The 25,261-nt window shown below is 55.3% G+C and carries 27 protein-coding genes; 7 read left to right on the forward strand and 20 right to left on the reverse strand.

The genetic code is table 11. The annotated features are described in order from the left end of the window. Positions 1-71 precede the first annotated feature (71 nt). Positions 72-1,664, forward strand: coding sequence for a PQQ-dependent sugar dehydrogenase (locus tag ABD735_RS11930; RefSeq protein WP_344806664.1), 1,593 nt, complete (start codon positions 72-74; stop codon positions 1,662-1,664). 67 nt (positions 1,665-1,731) lie between these two features. On the opposite strand, the gene ABD735_RS11935 is transcribed toward ABD735_RS11930, so the two are convergent. Continuing rightward, positions 1,732-2,652, reverse strand: a complete 921-nt coding sequence (locus ABD735_RS11935; RefSeq protein ID WP_344806666.1) for a LysR family transcriptional regulator ArgP — start codon at positions 2,650-2,652, stop codon at positions 1,732-1,734. A gap of 96 nt (positions 2,653-2,748) precedes the next feature. Between ABD735_RS11935 and ABD735_RS11940 the strand changes: the two genes are divergently transcribed. Continuing rightward, positions 2,749-3,363, forward strand: a complete 615-nt coding sequence (locus ABD735_RS11940; RefSeq protein WP_344806667.1) for a LysE/ArgO family amino acid transporter — start codon at positions 2,749-2,751, stop codon at positions 3,361-3,363. Positions 3,364-3,398: 35 nt separating this feature from the next. Here ABD735_RS11940 and ABD735_RS11945 read toward each other — a convergent pair whose 3' ends face one another. The 4 genes from ABD735_RS11945 to ABD735_RS11960 form a co-directional block, all read right to left on the reverse strand. Next, complete coding sequence (locus tag ABD735_RS11945) at positions 3,399-4,352, reverse strand: lipase secretion chaperone (RefSeq protein WP_344806669.1); 954 nt, start codon at positions 4,350-4,352, stop codon at positions 3,399-3,401. Between the two features lie 7 nt (positions 4,353-4,359). Next, positions 4,360-5,109: a peptidylprolyl isomerase gene (locus tag ABD735_RS11950; protein WP_344806671.1), complete on the reverse strand. Its 750-nt coding sequence runs from the start codon at positions 5,107-5,109 to the stop codon at positions 4,360-4,362. 213 nt (positions 5,110-5,322) lie between these two features. Continuing rightward, positions 5,323-5,961, reverse strand: coding sequence for an esterase/lipase family protein (locus tag ABD735_RS11955; protein WP_344806673.1), 639 nt, complete (start codon positions 5,959-5,961; stop codon positions 5,323-5,325). 266 nt (positions 5,962-6,227) lie between these two features. Then, complete coding sequence (locus tag ABD735_RS11960) at positions 6,228-6,521, reverse strand: hypothetical protein (RefSeq protein WP_344806675.1); 294 nt, start codon at positions 6,519-6,521, stop codon at positions 6,228-6,230. 83 nt (positions 6,522-6,604) lie between these two features. On the opposite strand from ABD735_RS11960, the gene ABD735_RS11965 reads away from it, so the two are divergent. Further along, complete coding sequence (locus ABD735_RS11965) at positions 6,605-7,462, forward strand: alpha/beta hydrolase (protein ID WP_344806677.1); 858 nt, start codon at positions 6,605-6,607, stop codon at positions 7,460-7,462. A gap of 85 nt (positions 7,463-7,547) precedes the next feature. On the opposite strand, the gene ABD735_RS11970 is transcribed toward ABD735_RS11965, so the two are convergent. The 7 genes from ABD735_RS11970 to ABD735_RS12000 all read right to left on the reverse strand — a co-directional run bounded on the left by ABD735_RS11970 (position 7,548) and on the right by ABD735_RS12000 (position 11,927). After that, positions 7,548-7,841: a hypothetical protein gene (locus tag ABD735_RS11970; protein ID WP_344806679.1), complete on the reverse strand. Its 294-nt coding sequence runs from the start codon at positions 7,839-7,841 to the stop codon at positions 7,548-7,550. 132 nt (positions 7,842-7,973) lie between these two features. After that, a complete protein-coding gene (locus tag ABD735_RS11975) occupies positions 7,974-8,717 on the reverse strand; it encodes a GIN domain-containing protein (protein WP_344806681.1) in 744 nt (247 codons plus the stop codon). Continuing rightward, positions 8,714-9,310: an OmpA family protein gene (locus ABD735_RS11980; protein WP_344806683.1), complete on the reverse strand. Its 597-nt coding sequence runs from the start codon at positions 9,308-9,310 to the stop codon at positions 8,714-8,716. The genes ABD735_RS11975 and ABD735_RS11980 overlap by 4 nt, the downstream gene beginning before the upstream one ends. Before the next feature lie 26 nt (positions 9,311-9,336). After that, positions 9,337-9,717, reverse strand: coding sequence for a hypothetical protein (locus ABD735_RS11985; protein ID WP_344806685.1), 381 nt, complete (start codon positions 9,715-9,717; stop codon positions 9,337-9,339). A gap of 16 nt (positions 9,718-9,733) precedes the next feature. Further along, a complete protein-coding gene (locus ABD735_RS11990) occupies positions 9,734-11,272 on the reverse strand; it encodes a DUF4384 domain-containing protein (protein WP_344806687.1) in 1,539 nt (512 codons plus the stop codon). Positions 11,273-11,295: 23 nt separating this feature from the next. Next, positions 11,296-11,610, reverse strand: a complete 315-nt coding sequence (locus ABD735_RS11995; RefSeq protein ID WP_344806689.1) for a hypothetical protein — start codon at positions 11,608-11,610, stop codon at positions 11,296-11,298. A 23-nt stretch (positions 11,611-11,633) separates the two neighbouring features. Then, entirely contained in the window at positions 11,634-11,927 is a 294-nt protein-coding gene (locus tag ABD735_RS12000; protein ID WP_344806691.1) for a hypothetical protein, read from the reverse strand. A gap of 199 nt (positions 11,928-12,126) precedes the next feature. Between ABD735_RS12000 and ABD735_RS12005 the strand changes: the two genes are divergently transcribed. Beyond that, positions 12,127-13,047 (forward strand): sigma-70 RNA polymerase sigma factor region 4 domain-containing protein, encoded by a 921-nt coding sequence (locus ABD735_RS12005; protein ID WP_344806693.1) that lies wholly within the window; start codon positions 12,127-12,129, stop codon positions 13,045-13,047. Between the two features lie 35 nt (positions 13,048-13,082). Continuing rightward, positions 13,083-13,967: a hypothetical protein gene (locus ABD735_RS12010; RefSeq protein ID WP_344806695.1), complete on the forward strand. Its 885-nt coding sequence runs from the start codon at positions 13,083-13,085 to the stop codon at positions 13,965-13,967. 15 nt (positions 13,968-13,982) lie between these two features. Here ABD735_RS12010 and ABD735_RS12015 read toward each other — a convergent pair whose 3' ends face one another. Next, positions 13,983-15,350, reverse strand: coding sequence for an autotransporter outer membrane beta-barrel domain-containing protein (locus tag ABD735_RS12015; protein WP_344806697.1), 1,368 nt, complete (start codon positions 15,348-15,350; stop codon positions 13,983-13,985). Positions 15,351-15,432: 82 nt separating this feature from the next. Continuing rightward, positions 15,433-17,733, reverse strand: a complete 2,301-nt coding sequence (locus tag ABD735_RS12020) for a caspase family protein (protein ID WP_344806699.1) — start codon at positions 17,731-17,733, stop codon at positions 15,433-15,435. Between the two features lie 283 nt (positions 17,734-18,016). Between ABD735_RS12020 and ABD735_RS12025 the strand changes: the two genes are divergently transcribed. Then, entirely contained in the window at positions 18,017-18,244 is a 228-nt protein-coding gene (locus tag ABD735_RS12025; RefSeq protein WP_344806701.1) for a hypothetical protein, read from the forward strand. 95 nt (positions 18,245-18,339) lie between these two features. On the opposite strand, the gene ABD735_RS12030 is transcribed toward ABD735_RS12025, so the two are convergent. Continuing rightward, a complete protein-coding gene (locus tag ABD735_RS12030) occupies positions 18,340-18,846 on the reverse strand; it encodes a phosphate-starvation-inducible PsiE family protein (RefSeq protein WP_344806703.1) in 507 nt (168 codons plus the stop codon). A gap of 536 nt (positions 18,847-19,382) precedes the next feature. Between ABD735_RS12030 and ABD735_RS12035 the strand changes: the two genes are divergently transcribed. After that, the gene (locus tag ABD735_RS12035; protein ID WP_344806705.1) at positions 19,383-22,355 is read left to right on the forward strand and encodes an Ig-like domain-containing protein; all 2,973 of its coding nucleotides are present in this window, start codon (positions 19,383-19,385) and stop codon (positions 22,353-22,355) included. A 51-nt stretch (positions 22,356-22,406) separates the two neighbouring features. Here the strand turns inward: ABD735_RS12035 and ABD735_RS12040 are convergent, their stop codons facing one another. The 5 genes from ABD735_RS12040 to ABD735_RS12060 form a co-directional block, all read right to left on the reverse strand. Next, on the reverse strand, positions 22,407-22,931 hold the full coding sequence (locus tag ABD735_RS12040) for a VF530 family protein (protein ID WP_344806707.1): 525 nt from the start codon (positions 22,929-22,931) through the stop codon (positions 22,407-22,409). A 196-nt stretch (positions 22,932-23,127) separates the two neighbouring features. Next, positions 23,128-23,586 carry a DUF6194 family protein gene (locus tag ABD735_RS12045; protein ID WP_344806709.1) on the reverse strand — a complete coding sequence of 153 codons (459 nt, stop codon included), beginning with the start codon at positions 23,584-23,586 and terminating at the stop codon, positions 23,128-23,130. A 27-nt stretch (positions 23,587-23,613) separates the two neighbouring features. Next, complete coding sequence (locus tag ABD735_RS12050) at positions 23,614-24,195, reverse strand: NAD(P)H-dependent oxidoreductase (protein WP_344806711.1); 582 nt, start codon at positions 24,193-24,195, stop codon at positions 23,614-23,616. 54 nt (positions 24,196-24,249) lie between these two features. After that, a complete protein-coding gene (locus ABD735_RS12055; protein ID WP_344806713.1) occupies positions 24,250-24,669 on the reverse strand; it encodes a MerR family transcriptional regulator in 420 nt (139 codons plus the stop codon). Then, positions 24,670-24,921: a YciI family protein gene (locus ABD735_RS12060; protein ID WP_344806715.1), complete on the reverse strand. Its 252-nt coding sequence runs from the start codon at positions 24,919-24,921 to the stop codon at positions 24,670-24,672. It abuts the gene before it with no gap. Positions 24,922-25,261: the final 340 nt, after the last annotated feature.

Below are 25,261 nucleotides of genomic sequence, written 5' to 3' on the forward strand. Positions count from 1 at the left end.
AATTCGATCCGTATGTCCTCATCGACCTGGCTTCAGTAAGATAGCAGGCTGAGTGCACGACAGGAGATAGCATGCTTCCCACAAACCGCTCGCCAGGAATTCTTTATGCCTTTGTAGCCGCGCTCATTCTGGGCACCGTTCTAGGCAGTGTTGTACAGACTCAAATAAATCTGCTGGCGCTCCGCAACCTGGGGGTGGATATTGATGCGTCTACACGTCTGGCGACGACCGTGCAGGATCTTGTGAGCTTTGGCCCCGTGTATGCTGCCATTCTAGGGGTCAGCCTGGCGGCTTCCCAGTCACTGGCCGTAGCGTTGGCGAAGTGGGCCGGTCCCCGCTGGCTGATCACCCTGTGTGTGCTAGGCGCGGCTTTCGGCCTTTGGGCAGCGGTGCGGTTGGTGGACGCCCTGGCTCCTATGCCGACATTGATCGCCGCCACTCGAGGTGGCATGGGTATGCTGGCCATGGCCGCTAGCGCGGCTGTAGCAGGATGGGTTTTTGGCCGTCTGTTTGTTAACTCTGATTCAGAGGCCAAGGCTCGCTCAATCGTGCCCCTCATAGGTCTGTTTTCGATCGGTGGATTGTTAGTACCCGCTGAAGTCCAGGCTGATGATAACTATCAGGTGGAGACAGTCGCTGATGGCCTTGAGCATCCCTGGTCCCTGGCCTTTCTCCCCGACGGTCGGATGCTGGTGACGGAACGTCCAGGCCGGTTGCGACTGATCAGTGCGGACGGTAGTTTGGTGTCGACACCTGTTGCAGGTTTGCCAGATGATATCTTCGCCGAGGGTCAGACGGGGCTCCTGGAAGTACTGCCCGCAAGAGATTTCGACCAAAGTCAGCAGTTATTCCTCAGTTACTCTTGCGGTGATGCCGAGGCCAATCATTTGTGTCTGGCGCGGGCGCGACTGCCGGGGAACGAAGATCGACTGGTTGAGGTTGAAGAAATCTTTCGCACGCAACCGGCAAAAGCTGGCGCGGCACACTTCGGTGGACGCATGACCTGGCTGCCGGACGAGACCCTGATTCTGACGTTTGGAGATGGATTCGACTATCGGGAGCAGGCCCAGAAACTGGACAACCACCTGGGCAGCATCTTTCGGCTCAACCGCGATGGTAGCACTCCGAAGGACAACCCATTCCATGGTCAGGCTGAGATCAAGTCTGAAATCTATAGCTATGGTCACCGCAACGTCCAGGGCCTGGTGTTCGATCCCACTCGGCAACGCCTCATAGGTCATGAGCATGGTCCCCGCGGCGGCGATGAAATCAACATCATCGCGTCGGGCGCCAATTATGGTTGGCCAATCGCCACCCATGGGCTTGACTACACCTGGGCGCATGTGACGCCTTTCAAGGACTATCCCGGCACCGTTCAGCCGATCCTGCACTGGACGCCTTCGATAGCGCCATCAGGCATGACACTGTATGACGGCACTCTCTTTCCTGAATGGCAAGGCAGCCTTATGGTAGGCGCGCTCGTGGACAAAAGCGTCCATCGGGTCACGTTCGAAGACAATCAAGCTGTTGATCAGGAGCGGCTGTTTGAAGAACTGGACGAGCGAATTCGTGATGTGAAAACGGGGCCCGATGGCGCCCTTTATTTACTGACGGATGCACCTGATGGACGTGTGCTGCGGGTGATGCCGAAGCCTCAACCATAGCGGAAGAGAAAAGAGTGCCGCCATATACTGACGTCGATGTCATGGTGTTCGAGTCTAATAGCTCGACTTATCCAGGGTCCACAAGAGGATACAGGTGCCGAGCCGCCTCACTGACTATCGATTGGCGCAGCGCGACCATCACCTGGCTCTCGGTTTGCCAGTGATGCCAGTACAGGGGCGTATCCAGCACATATCCGGGCACGATATCCCGTAGCCGTCCGGTGCTCAGATGCTGGTAAATCTGCAACTCCGGCATCAGACCGTAACCAAGGCCAGCGAGTGCCGACTGCACGAATCCCTCTGAAGAGGGGCACAGATGGATGCGGCGCGGCTCAGTATTCGCAACCTCCGCCAGAAACCAGTGCTGCAAGGGATCATCCCGATTAAAAACCAGGCAAGGCGCCTGGGCCAATCTTTCTCTGTGCACTGGGCTTCCATTCTCCGCCGCAACTTCGCCATCCTGAAGATGGAGTCTGTGGCGCAAGATGAATTCAGGGCTGGCAAGCGCACGGTATCGCATCTTGCCCAAGGGGACCACCGATCCTCCATTGAGCCGTTCAGCGCTGGCGCAAAGGCAGGCCATCACCTCACCCTGCTTCATTTGCCTCAGACCTACCGCCTGGTCGTCGACGGAGATATTGAATCTGAGTGTGTCGTGCTCTGGCAGTACCAACGCGGCTGGCAACCATGTCGCTAACGAATCGGCGTTCACAGTCATGCGGATGGTCATGTTATCAGGGGCGCCACTCAGGCCGAGTTCGGCCTCGAGCTGTTGCACCTGTTGCATGTGGTTGTAAAGCCGCTGCCCCACTGAAGTGGCTCGCGGCGGCGTGGATCGCACAAGTACCGGCTGACCGAGTTGCGCTTCCAACTGCTTGATGCGCTGGCTAACTGCCGACTGGGTGAGGAAGAGATGATGTGCCGCACGCTCGAAACCACCCTCCTCGAGCACTGCACTGAGCGCCTGTAATAGCCGATAATCGATCATAAGAATTGCTAATACATCAAAAGAAATAGTTGTTAGCCTAATACTAGCGTCTGACGAATACTATGCCCAGGACAATCACAGAATGGGAGAGAAAATATGGGATCGATGCTGACCGGGTTCGTTGTGGGGCTTGGCCTTATCGTAGCCATTGGCGCACAAAATGCCTGGGTGCTGAGCCAGAGCATGCGCGGTAATCACCCGGGTGTCATTGCTACGGTGTGCATTCTCTGCGACGCTGGACTGATCATTCTCGGGGTATTTGGTCTGTCAAAGATTCAGGCCTTGCTCCCGCCCCTGGTGCCCATTCTCACCTGGCTGGGTATAGCTCTGCTTCTATGGCTCGCGCTGAATGCTGCCCAGCGGGCCTACAAGGGCAATTCAAGACTGGAAGACAGCGATACTCTGAATGCCAACTTCAGAGAGAGCGCCTGGAAAATTGCCGCTACCGCTCTGGCGATCACCCTGCTCAATCCGCACGTCTACCTGGATACAGTGGTGCTCATCGGTAGCGTTGGTATACAACAACCGGCCCCGGTGTGGTTCACTGCAGGTGCTTGCCTGGCTTCAATTTGCTGGTTCACTGCGCTGACCCAACTGGCGCCGAAGCTACGCATCTGGTTGCGCTCCCCCTTGCACTGGCGACTATTCGACGGTGGCATGGCCGGGGTTCTGCTGGCGGTGGCGGTGACGTTGATTCCTGGTGTCGGTTGAGTCCCAGACTCGCGGCAACTCGACTGATCAGCCAGCTAATCCCTGGATCGATCAAACGCCTGTGCGGCTTCCAGTTCCTGATCCGAGTAGTGCTGTCGAAACAGGAGATCTATTTGTCTGTCTTTTTCAGCCTGGTCAAGACCCGCGTTGACGATAAGCTGTTTCTCCGTCCGGAACTTCTGATATCTCTGCTCCCAATCGGATTCGATATCGGCCAGCTCTGCCTGTTTCTGTACCAGAGCTTCTGACAGATCCTCCGAGTTCGCTCCACCGGCATGGTGGTCTGCCGTATTATCACCTGAGCTGGACTGCGCGATATCTGTCTCCGAAAACAGCAATGCCGAGAGCTCCGGTCCAAACCATTCATCGCGTAACTGTGTAAGCCGCTTTTGTGCCGCCAATTGGCCCGCCATCGTGGTCACGGGCTCACCCTCATTCATGATTCGGGTTTCTTCCTGTTCAAGGCGATACAGCTGCGTGATGATAAACGCCAGTTCTTCAGCCTCGGCGGCCGGAAGCTGAGCTTTGATTATCGAGGCAACCGCGCCCAGATCAGTATTGTTCAGACCATCAGGCATGCTGGCGACAAATACATCAATCGCCGCACGTCCATCGCGGTCCAGCTGAAAACCATCCTGGAATGACGGGTATACGCTGTTGCGAAATACGTCGCTCAGGTGTTCGATGTCTGCGTCCTGGAGTTGGGCACCGGATTGAGCAGCGGTGCGCGCAGCCGACAAGCCGTCTTTACTGCCCAATCGTTCATCAGTGGACGGCGGCAAGCGACTCTGGGCAATGTTCCCCGCACTTTCAGGGCTCATTGGAGTGGGAGGTTCAACAGGCTGAGGTCGATGTGTCGGCGCATTGTGCTCGGGCGCTGTATTCTCACTGCGACTGAAAAAGAGGATCACGACAAACAGAAGGCCAAGACCCAGCACTAGCAGAGCGACGACCAGCAACTTCCCACCTGATCCTGTTATTTTCGACATTGTTCGCTTACTGTCCTGACTGGATGACATGTTGCTCATTGAAGACGATCGACGCGCCCTCGGCGAGTTTCTCAAGTTTTTCGTCCAGCTTCAGACGAACCAGCTCGGCTCTGATAATCTCTCTTTCTTCCTCATAGCTTTGCTTTGCCGAGACCTGTTTGTCGATGATCTGCACAACCTTCCAGACACCATCCTGGAAAACCGGCTTTTCCGCAAACTCGCTCACCTCGAGCGCCCGAACGATATCATTTACTTCCGGTGCGATATCAACATCCCGCAGCCAGGGCGTCTCGATGATATCGGTGGTATCTGCCCTGTTTCCAGTCTTCAGCGCTTTCAGAATGTCCTGTGCGTCAGCCTGGTCTGGGCTACGCCAGATCATGAAACGATACATGGTCTGCTCGCTTTGTTGATCGTAGAGGTCGCGAATCTGTGCTTCGTCGACCTTGATCGAGTCCATCAATTGCTTGACGTAAAGCTGGGCGAGCAGGGTCTTTTCGGCCATAGCCATTTCCACTTTTACCAGTTCGCCCTCATGCATGCCCAACCGTCTAGCCTGCTGAGCCAATAACTCGGTCATCACCAGATCCTTTGCCGTTTGCTGTCGATTCAACTCAGCGTCGAAGTCATCGTCCTGGACCTGCCTTTCGAGGCTGTCCTGATGCCTGGATCCTAAAAGAAATTCATACAGGTTCATGCCGAGAACGCTTCCATTAACCGTAGCAAATACTTCGGGATTGTTGGCTTTCTGCTGCATTTCGGATTTGCTTTGTTCGTTAGCGTGAGTGAGGCCAGCACACAGCAACGAAAGGCAAAAAAACAGGATAAAAATTGAATAGTTCATTCATTGTCTCAATCGGGAAAGGTTGGGCTGCTCCAGAAACGAAAATGAGCAGGTCGGTTAAACCGACCTGCTCATCCAGGATTCCCTATCCTGTCACACACTGAAACGAGCGCAAAACGTCTTTAATTACAGGTAGCGTCTCACGTCATTGTAAACACCTTTCCAGACCATCAGCGTCAAGTGCCCTACGCTTGAAGTCTGGCGGCTGTTGCCACACTTTGCGTTGGATTGCGGGATGACGATCTCATCGAGGGCCGACCACAGTGACACGTCACAACCACGCCCGGATAATGACTGCAGGAAAGATGAGTTATAACGCATCTCGGAACAGGCTGGGCTGAAACAGGCATAAGCCCACGAAGTGCCTTTATGGGGCGTGCCAAGCGTCACCAGCCTGCTGGTCGCTGAAGAGCCGCCCTCGAACACCCGGTACCAGCGCGAGACCAGACCACCGTTGGAGTGAGCGATGATCTGCGCCTTACGATTGCCGTGATTCGGCCGGATATTATTAATGAAGGATCTCAGTTCCTTGGCGCTGGTCTTGTTGCTTTTACCCAGGCTGTTGTAACCGAACTTGTATAACGCGCAGGCGGGTGTGCCATCACTCTTGAAGCGGTTAATCATCACATCGAACTGGGATTTCCAGCCCGAATAGCCGTGAACGAATACAATAGGGTTGGCGTTGCAAGCTGCATGCGCAGCTCCGGCAAACAGGACGGATGCCAGCAAAGCCAGCATGGATAGCTTTCTTACGGAGTACTTCATAGGGTTTTCCTTTCTTATATTTATTGTTTGAACTCTGTTCCAGTGTGCACGGAAGGGTTTTGACAGGCCGCAACCGACTTGAACCTCAATCCGCCTGATCAAAATTAGATCAGTTCGGACGCTGCCAGCTACTCCCCTTATGGGGGACAGTGCAACTAACTGTGACGGCAGTCACAAATATGAAACTCGATGAAAGGTGACGCATAAAAAAACCGGCTCATTGGAGCCGGTACGAAAGCCTGAAAATCTTCTTGTGTGTGCAGGACTCAGTCAGTGACGGAGCCGAGTGCCACATCGTTGCTATTGGCGATGCCGGTGTTATTCTGAATGACGGCTCCAGTCTTGACGCTGGACTTGAAGCTACCACCGACACTGGTCTTCTCGCCGGTCACTGAACCGATAGCCAGCTCATTCTTGTTGGCGATACCGGTGTTCGTTTGAAGAATAACGCCGGATTTCACGTCAGTCTTGACGTCGCCCTTGACGTCTGCCGCGAGCGCTGATTGGGCGAAACTCGCGACTGCAAGTGAAAGCAATGCTGTTGAGAGGATGTTTTTCATGAGTATACCCCGTAATAATGGATGAGTTGCTTGTGATAGTGCAGTGCGTGTCGCTCTGCCCTATACCCTGATAGAGGGCCAGCATGGACAATCTGAACAGTTTATTTTTCAGGATTTGTGTGCCTGGTGCCTTGCTGTTGATGCTGACTGCTTGCCAAAGCTCACCTATGGCCGCTTACCGCAATATGCCGAACCTGCACTTTCAGGTTCTTCAGGGCACTGACTTCAGCCACATGGTGGTGTTGAACGATGCAGCTCTGAGAGCAACAGCGTCGAAGACAATCAGCCGTATTAACGTTTACATAGACGGCGACGGTCGCCCCTGGCGGCGTCGAAATAGCATCTCGCTCGACCCGGGCCCGCCAAGAGCGCGCATGATGGCGTTGATGCACCAGGATGACCAGGCTGCGATCTATCTCGGCCGCCCCTGTTATTATGCTTTGAAAGATGAGGCCTGCTCACCGCGCTGGTGGACGCACTGGCGATATGCGCCGGAGATCGTCGCCAGTCTGAACTCAGCTCTCGATCACCTCGTCGTCGAGCGGGTCCAGCTGGTTCTGATCGGCCACAGCGGTGGTGGAACGCTGGCCATGTTGATGGCTGCTAGTCGACATGACGTGAGCGCGGTGATCACGCTGGCAGGCAATCTCGATATACGGCGATGGGCGGAACTCCACGATTATTCACCACTCGAAGGCTCATTGAATCCAGTCGACTTTCCTCTGCCGGATTCAGTGAGCCAGTTGCACTTTGTTGGCCGACTCGACGAAGTGACGCCGCCGCTGCTATTGGAAGAGGCCCTACCCTCACTGACACAGGGCGTAACCCTGCCCTATTTTTATGTCATCGATGAGATAGACCATAGCTGCTGCTGGGAGGCGCATTGGCCGGATATAGTTCGGGAGGTAGAGGCACGACAACCAGGCACGCTGTCGCGATAGCTGATTCACAAAGACAAAAAGCCCGGACTGGGTCCGGGCTGGGGCTTCAGGTGTTGCTGCTTCTGGTGGAAGCGTCGGTCCTGTCTCAGTCGGTTACCGAGCCAAGTGCCACTTCGTTCTTGTTCGCGATACCAGTGTTGTTCTGAATCGTGGCGCCGGTTTTCACGCTGGACTTGAAGCTCCCGCCAACGCTCGACTTCTCTCCCTTGATTGAACCCATGGCCAATTCGTTCTTGTTCGCAATACCAGTGTTGGTCTGAAGAATGACGCCCGACTTTACATCAGTCTTGACGTCGCCTTTGACATCTGCCGCCAGAGTCGCCTGCGAAGCTGCAGCAATAGTCATCACGATCAATGAGCTGGTGAGTATCTTTTTCATCTTGTATTCCTCGTAGTTCATTTTGGTTGAGTAGTGGATATAGCGCTCTGGAATATCAGTTTGTTCCTTCTGTGCGCTATAACCAGTGAGATGGACGGCGCTGAAAAACTGAACACACTTTTTTGCAACTTTTTATAAATACTCAATGTCGAACGCACCTGAGGCCTGCACTGCCCTCTGCTGGGGCTGGCCATGCACCTTAAGATCTCCCGCACCCTGAACGCGACCCTGAAGGCTTTTCGCTGCATACACTGCAATATCCCCTGCCCCGATCACTGAGAGCTGTAGTGTTCCGCACAGTAGTTCAGCCTGGTCAATATCCGCCGAGCCCTGAGCGGCTAGCGAGCATTCACGAACCTTGCCGTTCAGCGAGATATCTGCGGTCCCGCTCACGGCCAATTCGAAACTGAGACCCTGCAGTCCATCAAAAACCGCATCGGCCGAACTCGAGATGCTTGCCCCCCTGAGACCTGTGCCCGAGACCACGAGCTGAAGCGGGCCTGGTCGAGCGCGGTCACTGTCTATGAACAGTGTGCCCGCTCTGACTTCTATGCGTAGCGTCGCCAGTGTCCCGACAGCCCCCTCGATGTCGATGCTGCTTCTGCCATTCTCGCGATAGAACAGTTCAGCGGGCACACCGAGTTTCAGCCTTGAAAACACGGGCAACGCTTTCGTCTCGCTGACGACCTGCCCACCCTGCGCAAATTCATCGCTCCACGTGTTTGACTTGAACACGCCAATCGAACGCTGATTGATATTGCCGTTCCGATCCGCGGTGACGGTGCTTTCGCTCTGCGCCAACATTGAAAACATGCCCAGCAGAGTGGCACAGGCTGCTGCGGCAGAACGCGGCAGCGGCTTTTTTAACACCTTCATTGTGCGATGATCGTGACGCGGCGGTTCACGCCACTAGCAGGTGGCGCCCCTTCTATCAGCTGCGACTCGCCTCGACCTTCTGCGCGAATTCTTGTGAACGACAGCTCGAACTGTTCCAGGAAAAACCTCCGAACCGAGGCCGCTCGCTGCTCGGACAGCTGCAGGTTGTAGGCTTCGTCGCCGATCGCGTCCGTATGGCCTTCCAGGGTGAATTCGAGGTTCGCCAGCTGATCAGACTCCAGCGCCCCACCGACCGGGAACAGCTGCTTGATGGCCTCTGGCGTCAGTTCAACCGAGTTGAACTCGAAGTAAACCTCCATCGACAGCGATTTAGCCACCGGCACTTCAGGTAGCTCGGTGCCGCTATACTTTTCCTCTGCATCGCGTTCATGAACCCGCAGACCTCGTGTCAGAAGGACTGGCATTTTCTCGGGCGCGAGCAGTCGAATCACTTCTTCGCTGCTGATTGGCTGTGTACCCAGATGCACTGTATCAGCAGTGTCAGCCCAGGACGCACTTGCCAGCGCTGCGGTCATAGCCAGTCCAGCCAGGCCGCTCCAGTGTCGGGATATCGTTCGCATATGATTGCTCATGTCGCTGTCCTCTCGTGTTGTTATGATCAATTTTCCAGTTGTTTGAAAAGACAGAGCGCCGTGCCGGATTCGATCAGCACCACATCGCCCTGCTTCATACCGTCCATTCGTTCAAAGACTATGCTCTGCTCTGACTTCGACAGCCCTGCCTCATACAGATTGGTTTCCTCGAAGAGCAGGATGCCGTCCTGCCAGCAGCGCAGGTTGGACCGCTTCTGTCTGTCCTCCTCGGCCACTGTAGGCACTACCACCGTCGATTCTGCTTCGACGATTTCGGCTTCGGCGGACACATCTTCTCGAGGCTCGACTTTGGCCAGTACCAGCCCAGTCACTGCGAAGCTGAACACCAGAGCAGTCAGCGCATTGCGGGCAATCGAGCTATGCGACCTGAATTGGTTAGATTTCATGAGCCTGACTCCTGTTTCAGATATCGACGGCGAGACTGGCGTCAGCCACCTCACCCTGGCTTGCGAGTGAGAAGCCGTTGCGGACCTCCTCGATCGATTCCACCGGCAGCGCTTCGAAATCGGTCGATAGCAGGGCCGGCGGCAGGTCGTGATACAGCGTCCTGGCGCTGGCAAAGCAGGTGATTGACTCGGACAGGCCTTCGCTGTTCGCCATAATGTCGAATGGCATGGCACCGGGTAGTTCCAGCTGAACGTCAGCGGCGAGGAAGTTGTCAGGCGTGAAGCGGTTCGGGAAGAATCGCTGGATTTCACCTTCGGCATCCGCGTAGTAGCAGTAGATGTAGGCTGGCCTGCTGACGCTGGCGATGATTGAGATCTTCTCACCAGGGCTGAAGCGATCACGTCCCGAGAGCGTTCTCAGCTCGAGCCCGATCGGCTCTGCTGCCTTGTTCGCGTCAGCTGCAGGGACTGGGTCTTCTGCATCCCCTGCGCCTTCAGTCACTGGAGCGGCTATGGAAGCCGGCGGCTGATCATCGGTCGCCTGACTGCCTGTCAGCAGTGCCTCAAAGGTGGCGTAATCGATATAGCCTTTGGTCTCGAGACCGTGTACGGATTGAAACCGCTCGATGCCGATCTGCAGCGCCTGCCGTTCATCCCCCTGGTCCACCGGATAGTGGCCCCGTGCGATGAGCAGGGAGCGAACGTAGGCATCGAGTTCGTCATGCGCTCGCATGGCGAAATACCAGTCTTCCATTTCGCGGACGATTTCGGGTGAGTCATCCGGGATATCCACACATTGCCAGTAGGGTACCTTCACCAGGCGGCCGATGAGTTCGATACTCGCCAGCTCGATCAGATTTCGCAGCGCCTGCACGGTGGCTTCGTTCTTGGCCACCTGAAAGTCGAAACTGATGCCTGTTTTCTTTATCGTGGCATCGGTGTCTGCGCCCAGTCCGGATTTAAAGAGGACAACGGCGTTGCTTGACACCACACCGGGAATCACGGAAAGGTCGCTGGTTCTGAGCACGCTCAGATCCACACCAAGGATAGAGCCTGCAGTGCTGGCAGATGCGCCAAGTCCCCAGTTATCGGCAGCGATCGATCCACCGATCTGTTCGCGCACAACACTGCTATCAAGCTGAGAGATAGAGCCCCTGATATCGTACTGTGGGACGACGCTATAAGGGGCCTGTGAGCCGGCAGCGCCCAGAAAGGCGATGAGATTGCCTGAGTCATTGCCAAAGGAAATCAGCTTCACCGACCGGCTTCGACGCGTCATGTCCGACACGGCCGTGATCAGCATGTCCTTGGTGCCAGCATTGATCTTGCCTGTCTGATCAGCGAGGTCCTCCACCAGCATGGAAATGTCCCTGACGCCGTATTCGATCATCATGTTGTCCATGCAGCGCAGGCCTGACGCAAAGTTCGTGATTGACTTGTGAGGCTGGACAGAAGGACCGGTCTGTAGTGCCTTGACCTCTTTATGCACCGTCTCCTGCGTGGCGCAGGCCGTCAGCATCGTACTGACCAGCAGCGTCCGGGCTATTTTCTTCATGGCTCTGTCTCCACCTCAATTGGTTAGCGTCGTGAGCGGCATTGTCCGGCAACGTTGATGACGTCGCCCTTGATGACCGTGACGTTCTCGACCTTTCTTCCACCACCTTCCACATTGCCAACATCCAGCGAGCCGCATTCGTTGCGACGCTGTTGCGAGGCTGCCAGATCCTCCGGCGTCATCTTTGCTTCGAGTGCCCGTTGTTGCGCCAGATGTCGTTGCACCTTGGCGTTGTCGTTGTCATCCAGAAAATCTCCGTCAGTTCCCCAGATATCGTCAGCAAGGCAAGAGCCGCTTACCATAATCGTTAGCATCAGTGCGCTGTATAGTTGTTTCATGGCTGTACTCCGTCTGCTTCTGCTCATTCAGTTACTGAGCCGATATTCACCTTGTTCTTGCTGGCGATACCGCTATTGGTCTGTATCACCGCACCCGTGCTGACCGTGGTACTCACGCTGCCGGATATCGTCGTATCCTTGCCCGAAACCGATCCGATACTGGCCTCGTTCCTGTTGGCGATACCGGTGTTCTTCTGAATAATGACGCCCGTACTGACCTTGGTGTTGACGTCGCCCTTGACCTCGGCTGAACGCGCCTGCTGCATGCTGATCGCCAATGCAGCGATGGCTGCCGTTGCCAGAATGATCCTGTTCATGTGCTTCCCCTGTATGAGTGCGAATGCCCGAGACTTCGGCTTGCATGTGTACTAGAGGGACAGCCGGCCAAAGCTGAATTGTTTTTTTGCGGATAATGAAAGTTTGGAAGCTGGTACTGCCCAGTCACGAGGAGTACATTTGAGACTTGCCACCCGATGTCGAAGCTGTACCGGTGTCCGTATCAGTCAGGATCTGTTGATGAAAAACAGTGACAGCCCGACATGGTCCGAGCTTGTTTTCACTAGTGAGTTCATGGCCACCATCAGTAAGCTGGCGATCAGACGCTTCGGCCAGGGTAGTCTTGCCGAAGAAGCTAGCACCTATGTCGTCGAATACCTTTCACTCGACGACTGGGAAAAGTGTCGCAGCTTCGAAGGTAAGGCTCAGCCAACCACCTTCCTGTATAGCCTCAGTACCAGTGCTCTAGAGGAGTTCAGCCGCAAGCGCTTCGGCAGGCCAAGGCCTCCGGCATGGCTTCAGGAGCTGGGCGACATGTGGATGAAGCTGTGGCGCAGTCTCTGTCTGGAGCGTCAGCCCTTACCTGCCCTGGTAGATCGTTACTCAACGCGGGGGTTTCGTGAGCCTGCTGCGGTTGAACAGGCTGCGCGGGTAATCAAGGCACGGATTCCCACTTGCGGACAATCCATCAGGGACACCGAACTGGCCGACGACATCGAGCGCCTCAGCGATGCTCACGAAGCAGCCAGCGGACAGTGTCGCAGCAAAGACCCTGAGTTCGAGAACCCTTTTTATGGCGAGCTGCTGATGATGATCAACACCGTCTGTGACAGCGATGTGAGCCACGAGGATTTCCGACAATCCGCCGCTTCCCGATTCGATAACATGGCTGCGGCTCAGCAGCGAAAGCTGGACACCTTGCGGTCAGCGCTTGAGCTCACTGATCAGGAGAAGATCATGCTGCGATTGATCTACCTCGAAGGGCTTTCAAAATCTGCTGCATCAAAGGCGCTCGGCCTGCCAGCCCACCAGGCCGGTCGTACTGTGAACGAGGCGCTCGAGCGCATTTCTGCTGCGCTGGCGAAATGCGATATAAGCCTGGACGATCTTGTGGAGCCGGCATCAACTTTTGTGTCGAGATCTGCCGTGCCGTCCCTCTGACACGGTAGAACCTAGTTGAAGGAGCGCAGCGCGCCATGAAGAAATCCGACGAAACAAGACGTGAGGCGGTCCAGGCGCTACTCGGCCTTGGTCTCACCCGGGAGCGGGCCGAGTTCCGCGTCCCGAGCGATGAAGAACTCGCTCAGCTGCTCGAGCCACAAGCCTCCGAGCCACTCGATGCGACCCGGAAAGCCCAGATCATGGATGCCATCGCCAATGACCCTGAGACCTTCCGGCGTTGGGCAGCGTTCGTGGAAACAGCTGAAATTGCTGACATCGGCCACTTTGCGCCCGGCACTGAACCTGAGCAAGCTGTCGAACCGCCCGCTCGGGCTTCTATGCTCAGTCGCTTCCGTGAATTTATCAGCGACCATATGCGGGGGCTTATGGCGACAGGCGGCACGGCAGGCATCGCCATGGCGCTCGTGCTGTCGATGCCCGGGGGTATGGATTCGAAAGTCTCAGGGCTCTACGACGACTATGGCAGCCACTGGGACAGCCTACCCGAGACCGTAGAGCTGGTGCGCGGCGCCGATGACACCGAGAGTCCACCACTCTCTCCAGCAGACCAGCGCCTGAAGGACGGCCTCGAGGCTGGACTTGCGGCGTTGGGCTCACACTTCAGTCTGCGCCAGCTTAATCCCAGCAACACGGACACTTCGAGCCTGAGTGAACCGCTAAGCGAATCGCTACTTACGCTGGGTGAAGTGGCAGCCATCACCTACTTCAAATGCTACCTGGGCGCCGAGCCAGGCTTTTTCGACGACAGCCTTAAGCTGATGGAAGAACTGGCACCAGCGCTGCGTGTCGCCAATAACGAAACGGCAGACAGTCTGATGCATCAACTCGACCGCCCTGGCAAGGCTGAAACAAAGGTGTGCCGCCTCAGCAAGGCAGCCGTAGAGCGGGTCTCCGGCTAATGTACCGAATTGGTACTAGAGCTCAAATCGTGCACCGGCAGTAACGGTGTTGCTGGTCACGTCCTCCATACCCAGCACGGTATCGACATTGATGAATAGTTGTCTCCCCTGCGCCAACACAACGCTGGCCCCCAGGCTGAGAATCGAAAAGCTCGAGTCGCCCTCTTCGGTACTGAAGGTAAAGGCGGTATTGGTGGGATCGAAGAGGTACTGCGCGGTCACATCACGTGCGTCGTCTTCGGTCTCGAAATGAAACGCCACACCGATGTAAGGCAGCAGCGCACCGTAGCTCTGGTCAATGGTGTAGGACAGCTGCCCGCCTGCAATGAGCTGCAGTGATTCGACACTCTGATCAGCAACCCGCATGGCCAGTTCCGAGCCACTCTCGTCATAGGCATCGATGTCGGCATCAATGCCTTGAACCCGGCCGAACACATGGAGACCAAGCCGGTCGATAGCTTCGTTGAACCCGAGCGCGAGGCTGTAGGCGAACTGGTCGCCTTCGGTATCGCCGCTAACGCTCTGACTGACGGCTGCTGCATCAGGCGTTCCGCCGTAGACGATGTTCCTGTCGCCCTCGTAGTCGTAGAGGCCATAGGTCAGCGAGGCTTCGAGATAAATCTTTTCTAGCTGATAGGTGGCGTAGAGCGAAAGACTGTTGCCATCGGTATCAAAGCTGCCGCTTCTGTTTTCGATATCGGCCTCGGACTGACTATATCCAAGGGCAAGACCGAGAATCAACGCATCGCTGAGCGCATAGTCAAGGCCTGCGGTAAGGCCATAGGCGTCGTAGTCAAAACCATTTTCTTCAGCGCTGCCATCCCTATCGCCGGTGCCGTATATACCGTTGATGAAGACGCCCAGCCTGGAATAGTGCTCATCGCCGGCGGCTCCGCCGGATCCTGATTCGAAGTTCCATGCCAGACCCGAAGTCGAATTGATGGCAAGCCCGGTTCGCAGCGCCTGCATCCTCGACGCAAGATTGGTCAGCTGATCGTGAGAGGTGTCAGTCACGCCAGCGCCCATGATCTCGGTCTCTTCAGGGGCAACGCGCTGCAGGGCTTCTGCCAGTCCCTCCTCCGACAGCCCCAGACTGAATTCACTGGCGCCGCTGCGCTGGAGTTCGTTCGACGTTTGCACCAGCTCCCTGCAACGGAAGAAGAGCGCCTGCTGGGTGCTGCTTAATTCCCCTGAGCCGTTTAGCGTTGCCATCTGTGGACAGATGGTCTGAACAGCATCGGCCGTGGCAGTCTGCACTCCGTTCAAGCCTGGCACGGCCCGGAGGTCGGCCATGACAGCTGAGGACAGCTGGGTTAACAGAATTGTGCAGCATACCGCACCCCCGTGCAGCCGCATGCGGCTGGATTCGGCTTGGGTTTTCATCGTAGCACCTTGTTTATAATTGGTTTTGTAATCTTCCTGATTGTATATCTACTGCTACTTCTACTACTGCTACTGCTATGACTTATCGCGAGACGAAGAGAAAGTCGCCTGCCTCGTGACCAGCAAAACGGATTGGTGCGTACTGCGGTGCCTGCTCGAACTGGGCCGCTTCCGCCGCATAACTGACCGCCTGAGCGACCTGCGAATACAGTTGACGACCTTCCATGACGCCCTTGTTGTTTTCGAGCGCATCAATGAGGGCCTTTGCAAAAATGGAGTGCCTGCCACCGCCGCCATCCATCACAGGGGCCAGGCCACCGGAACTGAAGGACAAGCGTGAACGCTTTTCGGTGATCAGCTTGAGCCAACTGGTCCAGGCCTGCATCGATCGTCCGGCGTCGAGCCGCGCGAGCGTTGAGCGGGTCATGGCGCCTGAATAACAGGAGTCGGCAATGACCAGCACCTTGCGCACGGCCATGGCATTAAGAATATCGGTGATGGCGACGTTCGAGATCCAGTTCGCGGTACTACTTTCTTCCGCATCCACTGGCAGCCAATGCCCCCGGTTATTGACCTCATCGAGCTCACCATGGCCGGCAAAATATATCAGCAGATTATCATCTTCGGAGAGCTTCTCGCGCAATGTGTTGAGTGCAGAGAGAATGTCGTAGCGGGTAGCATTCAGCAAGGTAGTGACGTTGAAGCCGTAGCGTTCACCAAGCAGCTGCGAAATGGCCTCAGCATCCACGACAGTGCTATTGAGGCGCGGCAGACTCTTGTAGTCGCTATTACCGATAACCAAGGCATGGTAGTTGCCAAAATCGATGTCCGGCACCGGTAGCACCTTGGGAGACTCCGGACTGAATCCGCTATTTTCGAAAAGATCGGTCTCTGCGACATAATCCATTTTCAACATGAAGGCGAGATCGGAGCGCAAACCCATCACATCGACCGCGACAACATTGACGTCCGTAACAGACCGTGTAAGCGGCACTCGATGCTGGAACATACCTTTATCATCGAAGTCCACCGACTCTTCGTTGACCATCACTTCCAGCACGGGGTTCGCGCTGATGACCTGCCCGATCACGGTACGCTGATCGAGGCCCGACCGGGTGACCACGACCGTGTCCGCTGCATCGCGCGTGCTGACAAGTGGAGGCTCGATCATCCGGATTTCCGGCGGCTCGTTCGATGCCACGACCTGAGCTGTTTCCAGCGGCTCGACCTCTTGCTGTGACTGTATGGTCGACAGTGTCGAACGAGTACCCTCGAGCTCGCTCTGGAGTTGCTGATTCGTCGCCGATAACTCGCTTAGCTTGAGGTCCTTCTGCTTCAGCGCAAGCTCGCGTTCGGTGAGTGCCTGCTCACGTTCAGACAGCTCGGCCTGCAGGCCGGCCAGATTGTCTTCAGCGCCCGCCAGGCGCGCCCGAAGATCGGTCAGCTCGGCCTCATCGATACGCGCGGTCTGCTGTGCATTCGCCTGCTGCTCCGAGACCTGTCGCTCTGTCTCGGCCCTGGCCAACAACATAGCCTTCAGCTCGTCACGAAGCGCCTGAACGTCCGCCTGTTGCCGCTCCATGTTCTCACGCCGATCAGCGAGTGTTGCAAGCTCCTTGTCCAGCGCAGCTTTTTTTCCCGCCAGCTGCCGCTCGGCCCGGCGATATCTCGCTTCCGAAGCATCCAGCTCTTTGGCAAGATGGCTTATTCTGCTCGTCTGCAGCGTGAGCTGGGTTTCCGACAAGAGCAGCCGCGTCTCCATGTCTTCGATATGCTCATCGGAATAGTCGTACGAGACGAACTTCAGCGTCTTGCCGTCGATGTTGGCTGCCTTGCGATACCAGGCCAGTGCCTGCTCCATGTCGTGATCCACGCCTAGACCTAGTTCATAGAGCTGCCCCAGGTTGGTCTGTGCTGCCCTGTGGCCCTGTTCCGCAGCCTTGCGGTACCACTGTGCAGCCATGGCGTAATCGGGTTTGACCCCAAGGCCTTTTTCATGAATTTCGCCGACGTAGTTCTGTGCTTCGGCGTCGCCCATATCGGCCATGGGCAACCAGATCGACATCGCTGTTTCGTAGTTCGCCCTGTCAAACTGGGTGTACTCCCCACCACGAATTTCACAGTCAACTGCACTCGTCTTCACAGGCCGGCGCTGAGTAATGTAGGTCATATTGCCGGCAATTTTGCGCACGCTGCCAGGCAGGAGACAATCCACTGGTAAAAGTTCGTCAGCTTCTGGCTGGGCAGTGTCGGCGGAGACTGGGGTGAGCGTAAAAAGGGTAAGACAAAAACCGAAGAGTATTGAAGACGCTCTCTGCCCCTCTAGCAACATTGCAGAGCGCAATTGAACCGAGAAACAGAGTCTGTCGTCGTGAGTCTGCATGGCTGCTTCCTCGCGAGCTAAAGTCTCGATTGACTCACTAACTCGCATCAAGTGAACAGTATAAGTGATTCATTAGCAGGAACGAAAGCGCTGCGTACGACTTTAGGACCCTGTTCTCTTTGATGGACAGGTTCACAAAACTGAACAGAATAAACCCGAATGGCTCATTCGATTTGATTCTAAAAAGTAGCCGAAAATAACCACAATCGGTCTGTCGAAAACTCACCATCTGTCCTTCTCATTTATATGCGAGCAGCAGAAAACAGGAATGGAGGATAGGACGATGTGCTCACAACGAGAAAAACGCACCATCAATCACATGAACCGTATCCTCATTGCCGTAGCGGGTATCACCGGGGTACTGACCAACGGTTTTCAGAGTGGCGATCTCCTTGGCATCGTGTCCATGCTGCTTTGGCTCTGGCAGTCTGAATTCAATGTTGTCGAAGAGAAGCTTCTCGATCAGATCAGGCGGCTCAACCCTTCTCAAAAGGAAAAAGCTGGCTCGTAGGCAACGAGCCGGCGCCGATCCAGCACCAGGATACCTTCTCAAAAACTGGTGTATGACCGCCTGCATTCACTTGCCTTCCGCTACGCCGCCAAGCCCTATTCGTGGTACTGATGGCCATCCCTCAACAACCAATACGTGACGCCTAACGCTAACGTGGTCGCAGCAATGCCTAGCAGGTACATCGGAGTCAGTGTGGCGAAATCGAGCACAATAACTTTTCGGGCGATAGCCATCAGTGCCGTGGCGACGACTAACTGTACGGGGAAGACGTTGGTACCGAGGTAGAGACGTATATTGATGAAAATTTCTACTGCGATCAGAACAGCCATAAAGGCACCGAAGGTGTAGAAAATATCGTTGATAGTCAAAAGCAAGAAGGGCGGCGTCGCCAAGCGTTCATAAATGATGTAGATGACATCGCCTACACCCCAGAGAATTACCGCCACCATCAGGACTGCAAGCACCCTGATAGCGAAGCGAATGATCAGGTGAAGACCACGAAAAAGAGGATCAGGGAAATCGATCGGCAGCTCTTGATGAAGCTGATTCTTTGTCCCTGTTGCTGACTGAGGAGGTACTACCGTTTTGTTATCATCGGTCATTTAAATTCTCCATTAAGGCCAACACAAACTCGTCGTCTCTGGATTGCGGGGTTGAGATCTACTGAACAACTCTCGCAGGCCAACACAGTCGATGGACCCGCAAGACATGTTACTCTTCATCCGCCAGGGGTCTGCTTAATAGTTCGTAAATCGCCATCAAAGCCGGACATCCGGTCCTTCATCAAGCCAGGCATGGCGTACTCGGCAATTTCAGACCTCGATGCAGCTTTCTCCCACTCAGTTCAGTATGTCCTACGCAACGCTGGTATTGGCCAATTTATAACAGTGAACCGCCCTGGGTATCGCGGAGGCCCGCTGGTTTGAGTCACGCTGCCATTGCAGCCTGACATTTTTTGCACCATTCCCCCCTGCTGATCCAGGGTCTACTGCGTCACAAATCAGCCAGGGTCATCAGTTAGTTCATGCCCCCTGCGGAACCGAAAGGATAAGTTCCCTGCAAACCGAATTCTTGAAGGCATCCTGCCAGCCAGGCGTTTTCATAATAAGAACAGACCAGCATCCGGGAGATGACAGAAATGACGATGTTCGAGAAAGTCGGAAAGCCGGTACTTCTGTTGTTCGGCCTTCTGGCCGTGCTCATGAGCTATGCCCTGGATGCCGCGGCCCAGGGCGGAGACAGCCCCACAGACGCCAATAGCCTCTTGCAGGACGACCGACTCGACCTGAACGACTCATTGTCCTCTGCCAACGGCGCATTCCGCCTGTATATGCAGAGTGACGGTAATCTTGTGCTGCGTAACAGTGAGCGCAATGCTGTCTGGGCCAGCGGCACCAGTGGCAAAGGAGCCAGCCGCCTGTACATGCAGCGCGACGGCAATCTGGTACTGCGTAGTAGAGCTGGCAACGCCATTTGGTCCAGCGGCACTAGCCGCGCCAATGCAAATCGTCTGGTACTGAATAACGATGGTTCTCTGGCGATCTATGCTGGGGACACACCAGTATGGGCCGTCAATGGTGATGGCAACACCGAGGCTTTGGCCGAGCCGCACATCATGATTAGCTCGCCCTCGAACGGAGCAATAGTCAACGCAGGTGAGTCGTTTACGGTGCAAGCGAATGCTTTTGACCCGGATGGTGTGCAGGTAGCGCGACTCTGGATCAACGGCGCCTACCATAGCCTCGATGAGAGCGCTCCGTATGAGTTCGACGTCAATGGCCTGGAAGAAGGCCTTCATACCTTGATGGTGAGGAGCAAGGATACCAACAGTAATCTAATGGATAGCGAAGCCGTCACCATTACCGTTCTGGCCGACAACCCAGGTGGCGACAACGACAATCCAGGTAGCGGTGACGACAATACTGATGGTGATCTGATCCAGCTACCCATCGAGGTCCTCGGCCCGGCTGGCACACGAAAGAGTGTGACCTTCGAGCTCAATGATCCATCGTCGATCACCCATCTGTATCTGCGCTGCAATGCCTGTGGCTACCACGACATTGGTCTGGACAAAAACCCGGCCAAGGTAAAGGCAACGGTGCAGGTCAATGGTGGTTCTGCCATTCCATTGAAGCACTTCATCGAAGACGGTCGAGTCTATGGCAACAATAATATCGACATTGTTGGCGGCGAGGCGGACTACGGCGGTATTGGCGGCGGCTTTAGAACAGTTCGCATGACTGTTCCGGTGAACGGACTGGTGCGAGGCAAGAACACCCTTACTTTCGAGCATCAAGATGCGGAAGCACCAAGCATCGGCTTCAGAATTATCGAACTGAATCTGCTCGAAAATGGCGCCTTGTATCGAAAGGTCCTGAATGAAAATGAATTTGCTATCGACGATCCGTCTTTCTGGTCTCCTCCGCTCAATTCGGCGAGTGCCATTGCCAAGGGTCGCGATCTTTGGCGGCAGCGTAACAGGCTGACTGATCCCTGGCTTGATGCACTGGATGGTCAGGGCAACGGTCGTGGCTCAATGGATGGCAGGATGCGTTCTTCATGCGCCGATTGCCATGCGTCTGACGGCCGCGATCTGCAATACTTCAATTTCTCGAATCTGTCTATCATCGAGAGATCCAGATTTCACGGACTGACGCAAGCTGATGGTGAAAGGATTGCTTCCTATATTCGTAGCCTGGACATTCCGGTCGTGGATCAAGCCAGACCATGGAACCCCGCCTACCAACCAGGACCGGGGATCGACAGTCGACCAGCATATGAATGGGCGGCCGGTGCAGGTGTAGACGCAATTCTTGACGACCATAAGGACATGGCGCCTTATCTTTTCCCTGAAGGCACATCCCTGAATGCAGTGCGCGCAGTGGTTGATCGTTTCGATACGCTCAACTTCCGTGAACTACCGATGAATATTCCGATGCCTGAGTGGAACCAGTGGTTGCCAATCATCCACCCAGCTGACGCATTTGATACTTCTGCCGCAGCGATTCGTTCGGATGAGAACGGCAACAACGTAGGCATCCCGTTCTACGAAAAGCTCTACAATGATGCGAACAACAACCCAACCCGCAGCAACATTGGCGATCTGGCCAGCCGTCTAGGCAGCTGGCTACGTAGAGGCGGAAACTGTGAAGGCGGTGCGGCCTGGAGAGCCAAGAATGGCAATGTCATCGAAGCCAGCCGATTGCCGATGCCATCGCTTAACTGGAATAGCTGCGACGCCATCGATAATTCACCTCGAGCCCTCGAACTCATCGAAATTGCCAAACGCGGTCTATCTGCCTGGTCGTCCGTCAAGATGTGGGAGATCGTTCACAGCAAGGATCTGGAGCAGGAGTCCGAGAAGGAAGGCAAGCGTGTCTGCTCGGACGGTCGCTGTATCGATGCCAGTGAAGCTAGAGGTTGGGTTGTCGACGGTCGCAATGTATTCGACCGTCCGCCACACTTTACGGGTACTGGTGGAGGCCGCAAGTATTTCACGCAAAATCCCATGCTCGGGATTTTAGAGAGTAATACCTGGTATCACCTGAATATGGTGCTGAATACAGGCTACCGCGAAACCATGCCTTCCCATTTCGCCTATACCTATAGCCATGTCGAATTGCTGCAGGAGTATTCGAACGTTGACCAGGGCTTCCGTTTCTGGGCGACGATGATCAAACAGCGTCAGCTGCAGACAAATGGTAAATATGGTATCGAAGCGGGTCTTGATTTACGCACTGCGCAACCATTCATCTTCTATGGAACTGCCAGGAACAAGACCAAAACAGATGCCCAGTCGAGCGTTGGTCAGCCGCTATGGGGTAGATTGGCTCAGGCAATGGTCGAGGACTTCGTTGAATACGCGGACAATGCCACCGCAAAGAACTGGGCCGACGCGAACCAGAATCGCAAGGTGCAACCCAGAGATAGCACCAATTTCTCGGCATGCAGTGGCACTTGTTCATTTGGTGGGGATCGCGTACAAGGCCGCGATACCTACAGGGTGATTCCTGAACTCCGCAAGATCGGGGTCGCGGACAGCGCTATCGATGACCTGATCGACTGGGGTGAGAAGACCTGGCCCCGAGGTCCCTGGGATCGTGTGAGATAGAACTGACTGTCGGTTGCCTGAGATCAAGGGCTGGCGACTGAAGGCAGTCGCTCAGCTCGATTTGCCTCTCCAATGCGCCCACGGATCTACCCCATCGCTCGTTAAAGCTTTCGGGCGGCTCACTGAATCTTTTCCGCTCTTTCGGGCCGGATACGACTGACGTGGGCCTGAACCGGAGCGAGCGCCGCCAGCAGAACCCTCACGGCGCTCAGCGGCTTTCTTTGCACGCTTTTCCCGCAAACGCTCGGCATCTTCCAGGCTCAATTGCGCCGGCTCCCCCGGCTTTTGATTTTCGGGCACGATTCGATCTCGCGGCGGCAATTCAAACTGCTCCGCCGAAGCCCTGGGCAGGTTCTTGAATTGATACAGATAGAAGGCTTCAACCTTTTCGCGAGCCCACTCGGTCTTCTTGAGAAACTTGACACTGGAATCGATGCTGGGCTTGTTCTTGAACGAATTGATGTCGAGGTAGGCAAAAAGAATCTCGTAGCCATAGTGATCCACGAGTTCGGTCACCAGTGTTTTCAGACTGACGCCGTGCAGAGGATTATTTTGATAGTTGATGTCATCAGTCATGCAGTGTCCAGAGCAGCTAAAATGTAGCCGCAGTATACCGCGGTCCCAGAGTATTTTTCTCCCGCTATAGAGGTCCCTCCTGCAACTGCCTTGCCAATACCCGCCCCTACCACGCCATAGAACGCGCCAACTGCAAAAGCCCTATGGCGCTTGATGTTCCCGGTTCGCGGTGAGATGTATCGTCAGTGCCATGGTGCTATCTTCTATCCTTCACACGCTGTTTATATTTTTTGACAGCCAACTCATAAGATTCGTTCAGCAGTGGCTGCAAATTCTGCCACGTCGCCTGATCCGGATTCAGAATGCATACCCAGGCCATCCACCCATACACCGGATGGGGCATGAGCGTGTTCAACTTCGTGAAATCATGGCCTGTACCTACCACCCCACCAGCGGCTGGTCTGGCGGGTCTCGCTCCCAGTGCTTCTTCGTATGAGGACTGACTGACACCAAAATTCAAGCGAAACACACCATCACGTTCAAGCTCTGATCCCTTGTCATTTTCGCCATCCTTGTTCTTGAGCGTGGCGAAATAAACCCCACGCGGAAGACGGCCCTCGGGGTTATAAAAGAATGATGTCTCTCCCCAGGCGTCTACCGCATTCAGGCCTTGATAGCGTTCGAGAATGTACTCTGAAAGTTCCTTTATTTGCACAGGAACGTCCCCTCCCACTCGCGGTCGCTAAACCCGTGCCGCCAGTAGACGCGCCTTTTCCAGCCAGACCTCCCGGCGCTCAGGGGATGAATTGAGTACAGGCCCAACTGCTAAGGTTCCAACCGGCCGAAGACCACAAAACTCTAATGTCGTCTTCTTCATCTGACGTATAGCCGGTGCACCGTAGGCCCACCGAAAATACCATGGCGGCGTGTCCATCGTGACCAACAGTTGCGCTGATCGGCCTTTCAGCAACTGCTGTGGAAACAGTTTCCCGGGCACGTATTTGAACGCGAAACCCGGCAACAGCGTGCGATCAAGAAAGCCCTTCATCAGCGCTGGGATACTGCCCCACCAGACGGGGTAGACGAACACCAGATGCTCAGCCCAGAGCATATCCGCCTGAGCCGACTGCAGGTCTGGTTCAAGAGCCTGCACCACCCTGTACCCTTCATGCAGTATGGGATCAAAGTACAGCCGATCCAGCCGGATCATCCTCACCTCATGGCCGTTCTTTTCAGCCTCCACCAGATAGGCTTCCGCCAGGGCACAGCCGAAACTTTCGCTGGACGGATGCCCCGCCACCACGAGAATACGCTTACCGATCATGTCGCAACTCCTCTGAGAATCAGAGAAGTCTAAGGCTTGTCCCTAGGGGCAGAGTCAAGCAAGTCTGCTGTGTTCGACGCGGGTTGGCCTAATCGCCTCTTCGCATGCAGCAGTATCCGGAGATGGCATGTCCGCCAGACAGCTCTTGAGTTCGCCTTCTACGAGTAGTATCTGCGCCTCGAGCCGTTCCAGCAGCTGAATCTCCTGACGAATACTCGCGCGCTTGTCGCTAAGCTGCTGCAGTACCTGCTGCCAGTCGGGCTCGCTTTGCTGGTTGGCCAAGGCACCAAGTTCGGTGAGGCTGAAGCCGAGCGCCTGTGCTTGACGAATCTGGCGCACCTGCTGGAAATGCTGTTCAGTGTAAATGCGGTAGGCGCCCCGGCGGCTGACTCGAGAGAGCAGACCACGCGCTTCGTAAAGACGAATCGCCTTTGGAGAAGCCCCTGTGCGCCTGGCCAACTCGCCTATGAGCATCTATGAAGCATCCCATTCATATACCGTCAGCACGGACGAGCCGCTTTTGTGGATCGGGTCGTCGAAAGCGATGGCTTGAGCCGACTCTAGATTTTCCGCAGTAATGAGGTACGCGCCCCCGGACTTGTCAGTGAATGGCCCGGTGAGCTCCAGCGAGCCTTGCCGTTTGAGCTGCGCCAGGTACTGCTTGTGCGGTTCGATGGCTGATTGTTGAAACTCCGGAGTGCGCATGGCTATTATCAAATAACGCATAATATTTCCTGAATCTGTTAACTCAAAACTCCGCGTTCCAGTCCTGCCTGGAACCCGAAGTTTTGCCGTGGATGACCACTTTAACCCATCAGCTCAGTTCGAGGCACTCACGTCGGCACCTGAAAAGACAGGATAGCTGGACGGTTTTCCGTTGTTGATATTGTTCAAGCATGCTGGCTATTCCATAGGCTATTGTTTTTGTGAAGTTGCAGTGCTGGTCGCACCTTGGAAGCGTGGCATTCGGCCCTTGGAAAAACCATTACCCGATTGGGTTGAATAGTTCGGCCGTACGCCTGAATACACAAGACAATCGCCAGTCCCCACCGGGAACTTGTCCGGA

This window comes from Allohahella marinimesophila, assembly GCF_039538005.1.
GTDB classification, from domain to species: Bacteria; Pseudomonadota; Gammaproteobacteria; order Pseudomonadales; family Oleiphilaceae; genus Allohahella; species Allohahella marinimesophila.

Coding starts and splice junctions, on each gene's coding strand:
- ABD735_RS11930 (WP_344806664.1), top strand. CDS start 72: ATGCTTCCCACAAACCGCTCGCCAGGAATTCTTTATGCCTTTGTAGCC.
- ABD735_RS11935 (WP_344806666.1), bottom strand. CDS start 2,652: ATGATCGATTATCGGCTATTACAGGCGCTCAGTGCAGTGCTCGAGGAG.
- ABD735_RS11940 (WP_344806667.1), top strand. CDS start 2,749: ATGGGATCGATGCTGACCGGGTTCGTTGTGGGGCTTGGCCTTATCGTA.
- ABD735_RS11945 (WP_344806669.1), bottom strand. CDS start 4,352: ATGTCGAAAATAACAGGATCAGGTGGGAAGTTGCTGGTCGTCGCTCTG.
- ABD735_RS11950 (WP_344806671.1), bottom strand. CDS start 5,109: ATGCAGCAGAAAGCCAACAATCCCGAAGTATTTGCTACGGTTAATGGA.
- ABD735_RS11955 (WP_344806673.1), bottom strand. CDS start 5,961: ATGAAGTACTCCGTAAGAAAGCTATCCATGCTGGCTTTGCTGGCATCC.
- ABD735_RS11960 (WP_344806675.1), bottom strand. CDS start 6,521: ATGAAAAACATCCTCTCAACAGCATTGCTTTCACTTGCAGTCGCGAGT.
- ABD735_RS11965 (WP_344806677.1), top strand. CDS start 6,605: ATGGACAATCTGAACAGTTTATTTTTCAGGATTTGTGTGCCTGGTGCC.
- ABD735_RS11970 (WP_344806679.1), bottom strand. CDS start 7,841: ATGAAAAAGATACTCACCAGCTCATTGATCGTGATGACTATTGCTGCA.
- ABD735_RS11975 (WP_344806681.1), bottom strand. CDS start 8,717: ATGAAGGTGTTAAAAAAGCCGCTGCCGCGTTCTGCCGCAGCAGCCTGT.
- ABD735_RS11980 (WP_344806683.1), bottom strand. CDS start 9,310: ATGAGCAATCATATGCGAACGATATCCCGACACTGGAGCGGCCTGGCT.
- ABD735_RS11985 (WP_344806685.1), bottom strand. CDS start 9,717: ATGAAATCTAACCAATTCAGGTCGCATAGCTCGATTGCCCGCAATGCG.
- ABD735_RS11990 (WP_344806687.1), bottom strand. CDS start 11,272: ATGAAGAAAATAGCCCGGACGCTGCTGGTCAGTACGATGCTGACGGCC.
- ABD735_RS11995 (WP_344806689.1), bottom strand. CDS start 11,610: ATGAAACAACTATACAGCGCACTGATGCTAACGATTATGGTAAGCGGC.
- ABD735_RS12000 (WP_344806691.1), bottom strand. CDS start 11,927: ATGAACAGGATCATTCTGGCAACGGCAGCCATCGCTGCATTGGCGATC.
- ABD735_RS12005 (WP_344806693.1), top strand. CDS start 12,127: ATGAAAAACAGTGACAGCCCGACATGGTCCGAGCTTGTTTTCACTAGT.
- ABD735_RS12010 (WP_344806695.1), top strand. CDS start 13,083: ATGAAGAAATCCGACGAAACAAGACGTGAGGCGGTCCAGGCGCTACTC.
- ABD735_RS12015 (WP_344806697.1), bottom strand. CDS start 15,350: ATGAAAACCCAAGCCGAATCCAGCCGCATGCGGCTGCACGGGGGTGCG.
- ABD735_RS12020 (WP_344806699.1), bottom strand. CDS start 17,733: ATGCAGACTCACGACGACAGACTCTGTTTCTCGGTTCAATTGCGCTCT.
- ABD735_RS12025 (WP_344806701.1), top strand. CDS start 18,017: ATGTGCTCACAACGAGAAAAACGCACCATCAATCACATGAACCGTATC.
- ABD735_RS12030 (WP_344806703.1), bottom strand. CDS start 18,846: ATGACCGATGATAACAAAACGGTAGTACCTCCTCAGTCAGCAACAGGG.
- ABD735_RS12035 (WP_344806705.1), top strand. CDS start 19,383: ATGACGATGTTCGAGAAAGTCGGAAAGCCGGTACTTCTGTTGTTCGGC.
- ABD735_RS12040 (WP_344806707.1), bottom strand. CDS start 22,931: ATGACTGATGACATCAACTATCAAAATAATCCTCTGCACGGCGTCAGT.
- ABD735_RS12050 (WP_344806711.1), bottom strand. CDS start 24,195: ATGATCGGTAAGCGTATTCTCGTGGTGGCGGGGCATCCGTCCAGCGAA.
- ABD735_RS12055 (WP_344806713.1), bottom strand. CDS start 24,669: ATGCTCATAGGCGAGTTGGCCAGGCGCACAGGGGCTTCTCCAAAGGCG.
- ABD735_RS12060 (WP_344806715.1), bottom strand. CDS start 24,921: ATGCGTTATTTGATAATAGCCATGCGCACTCCGGAGTTTCAACAATCA.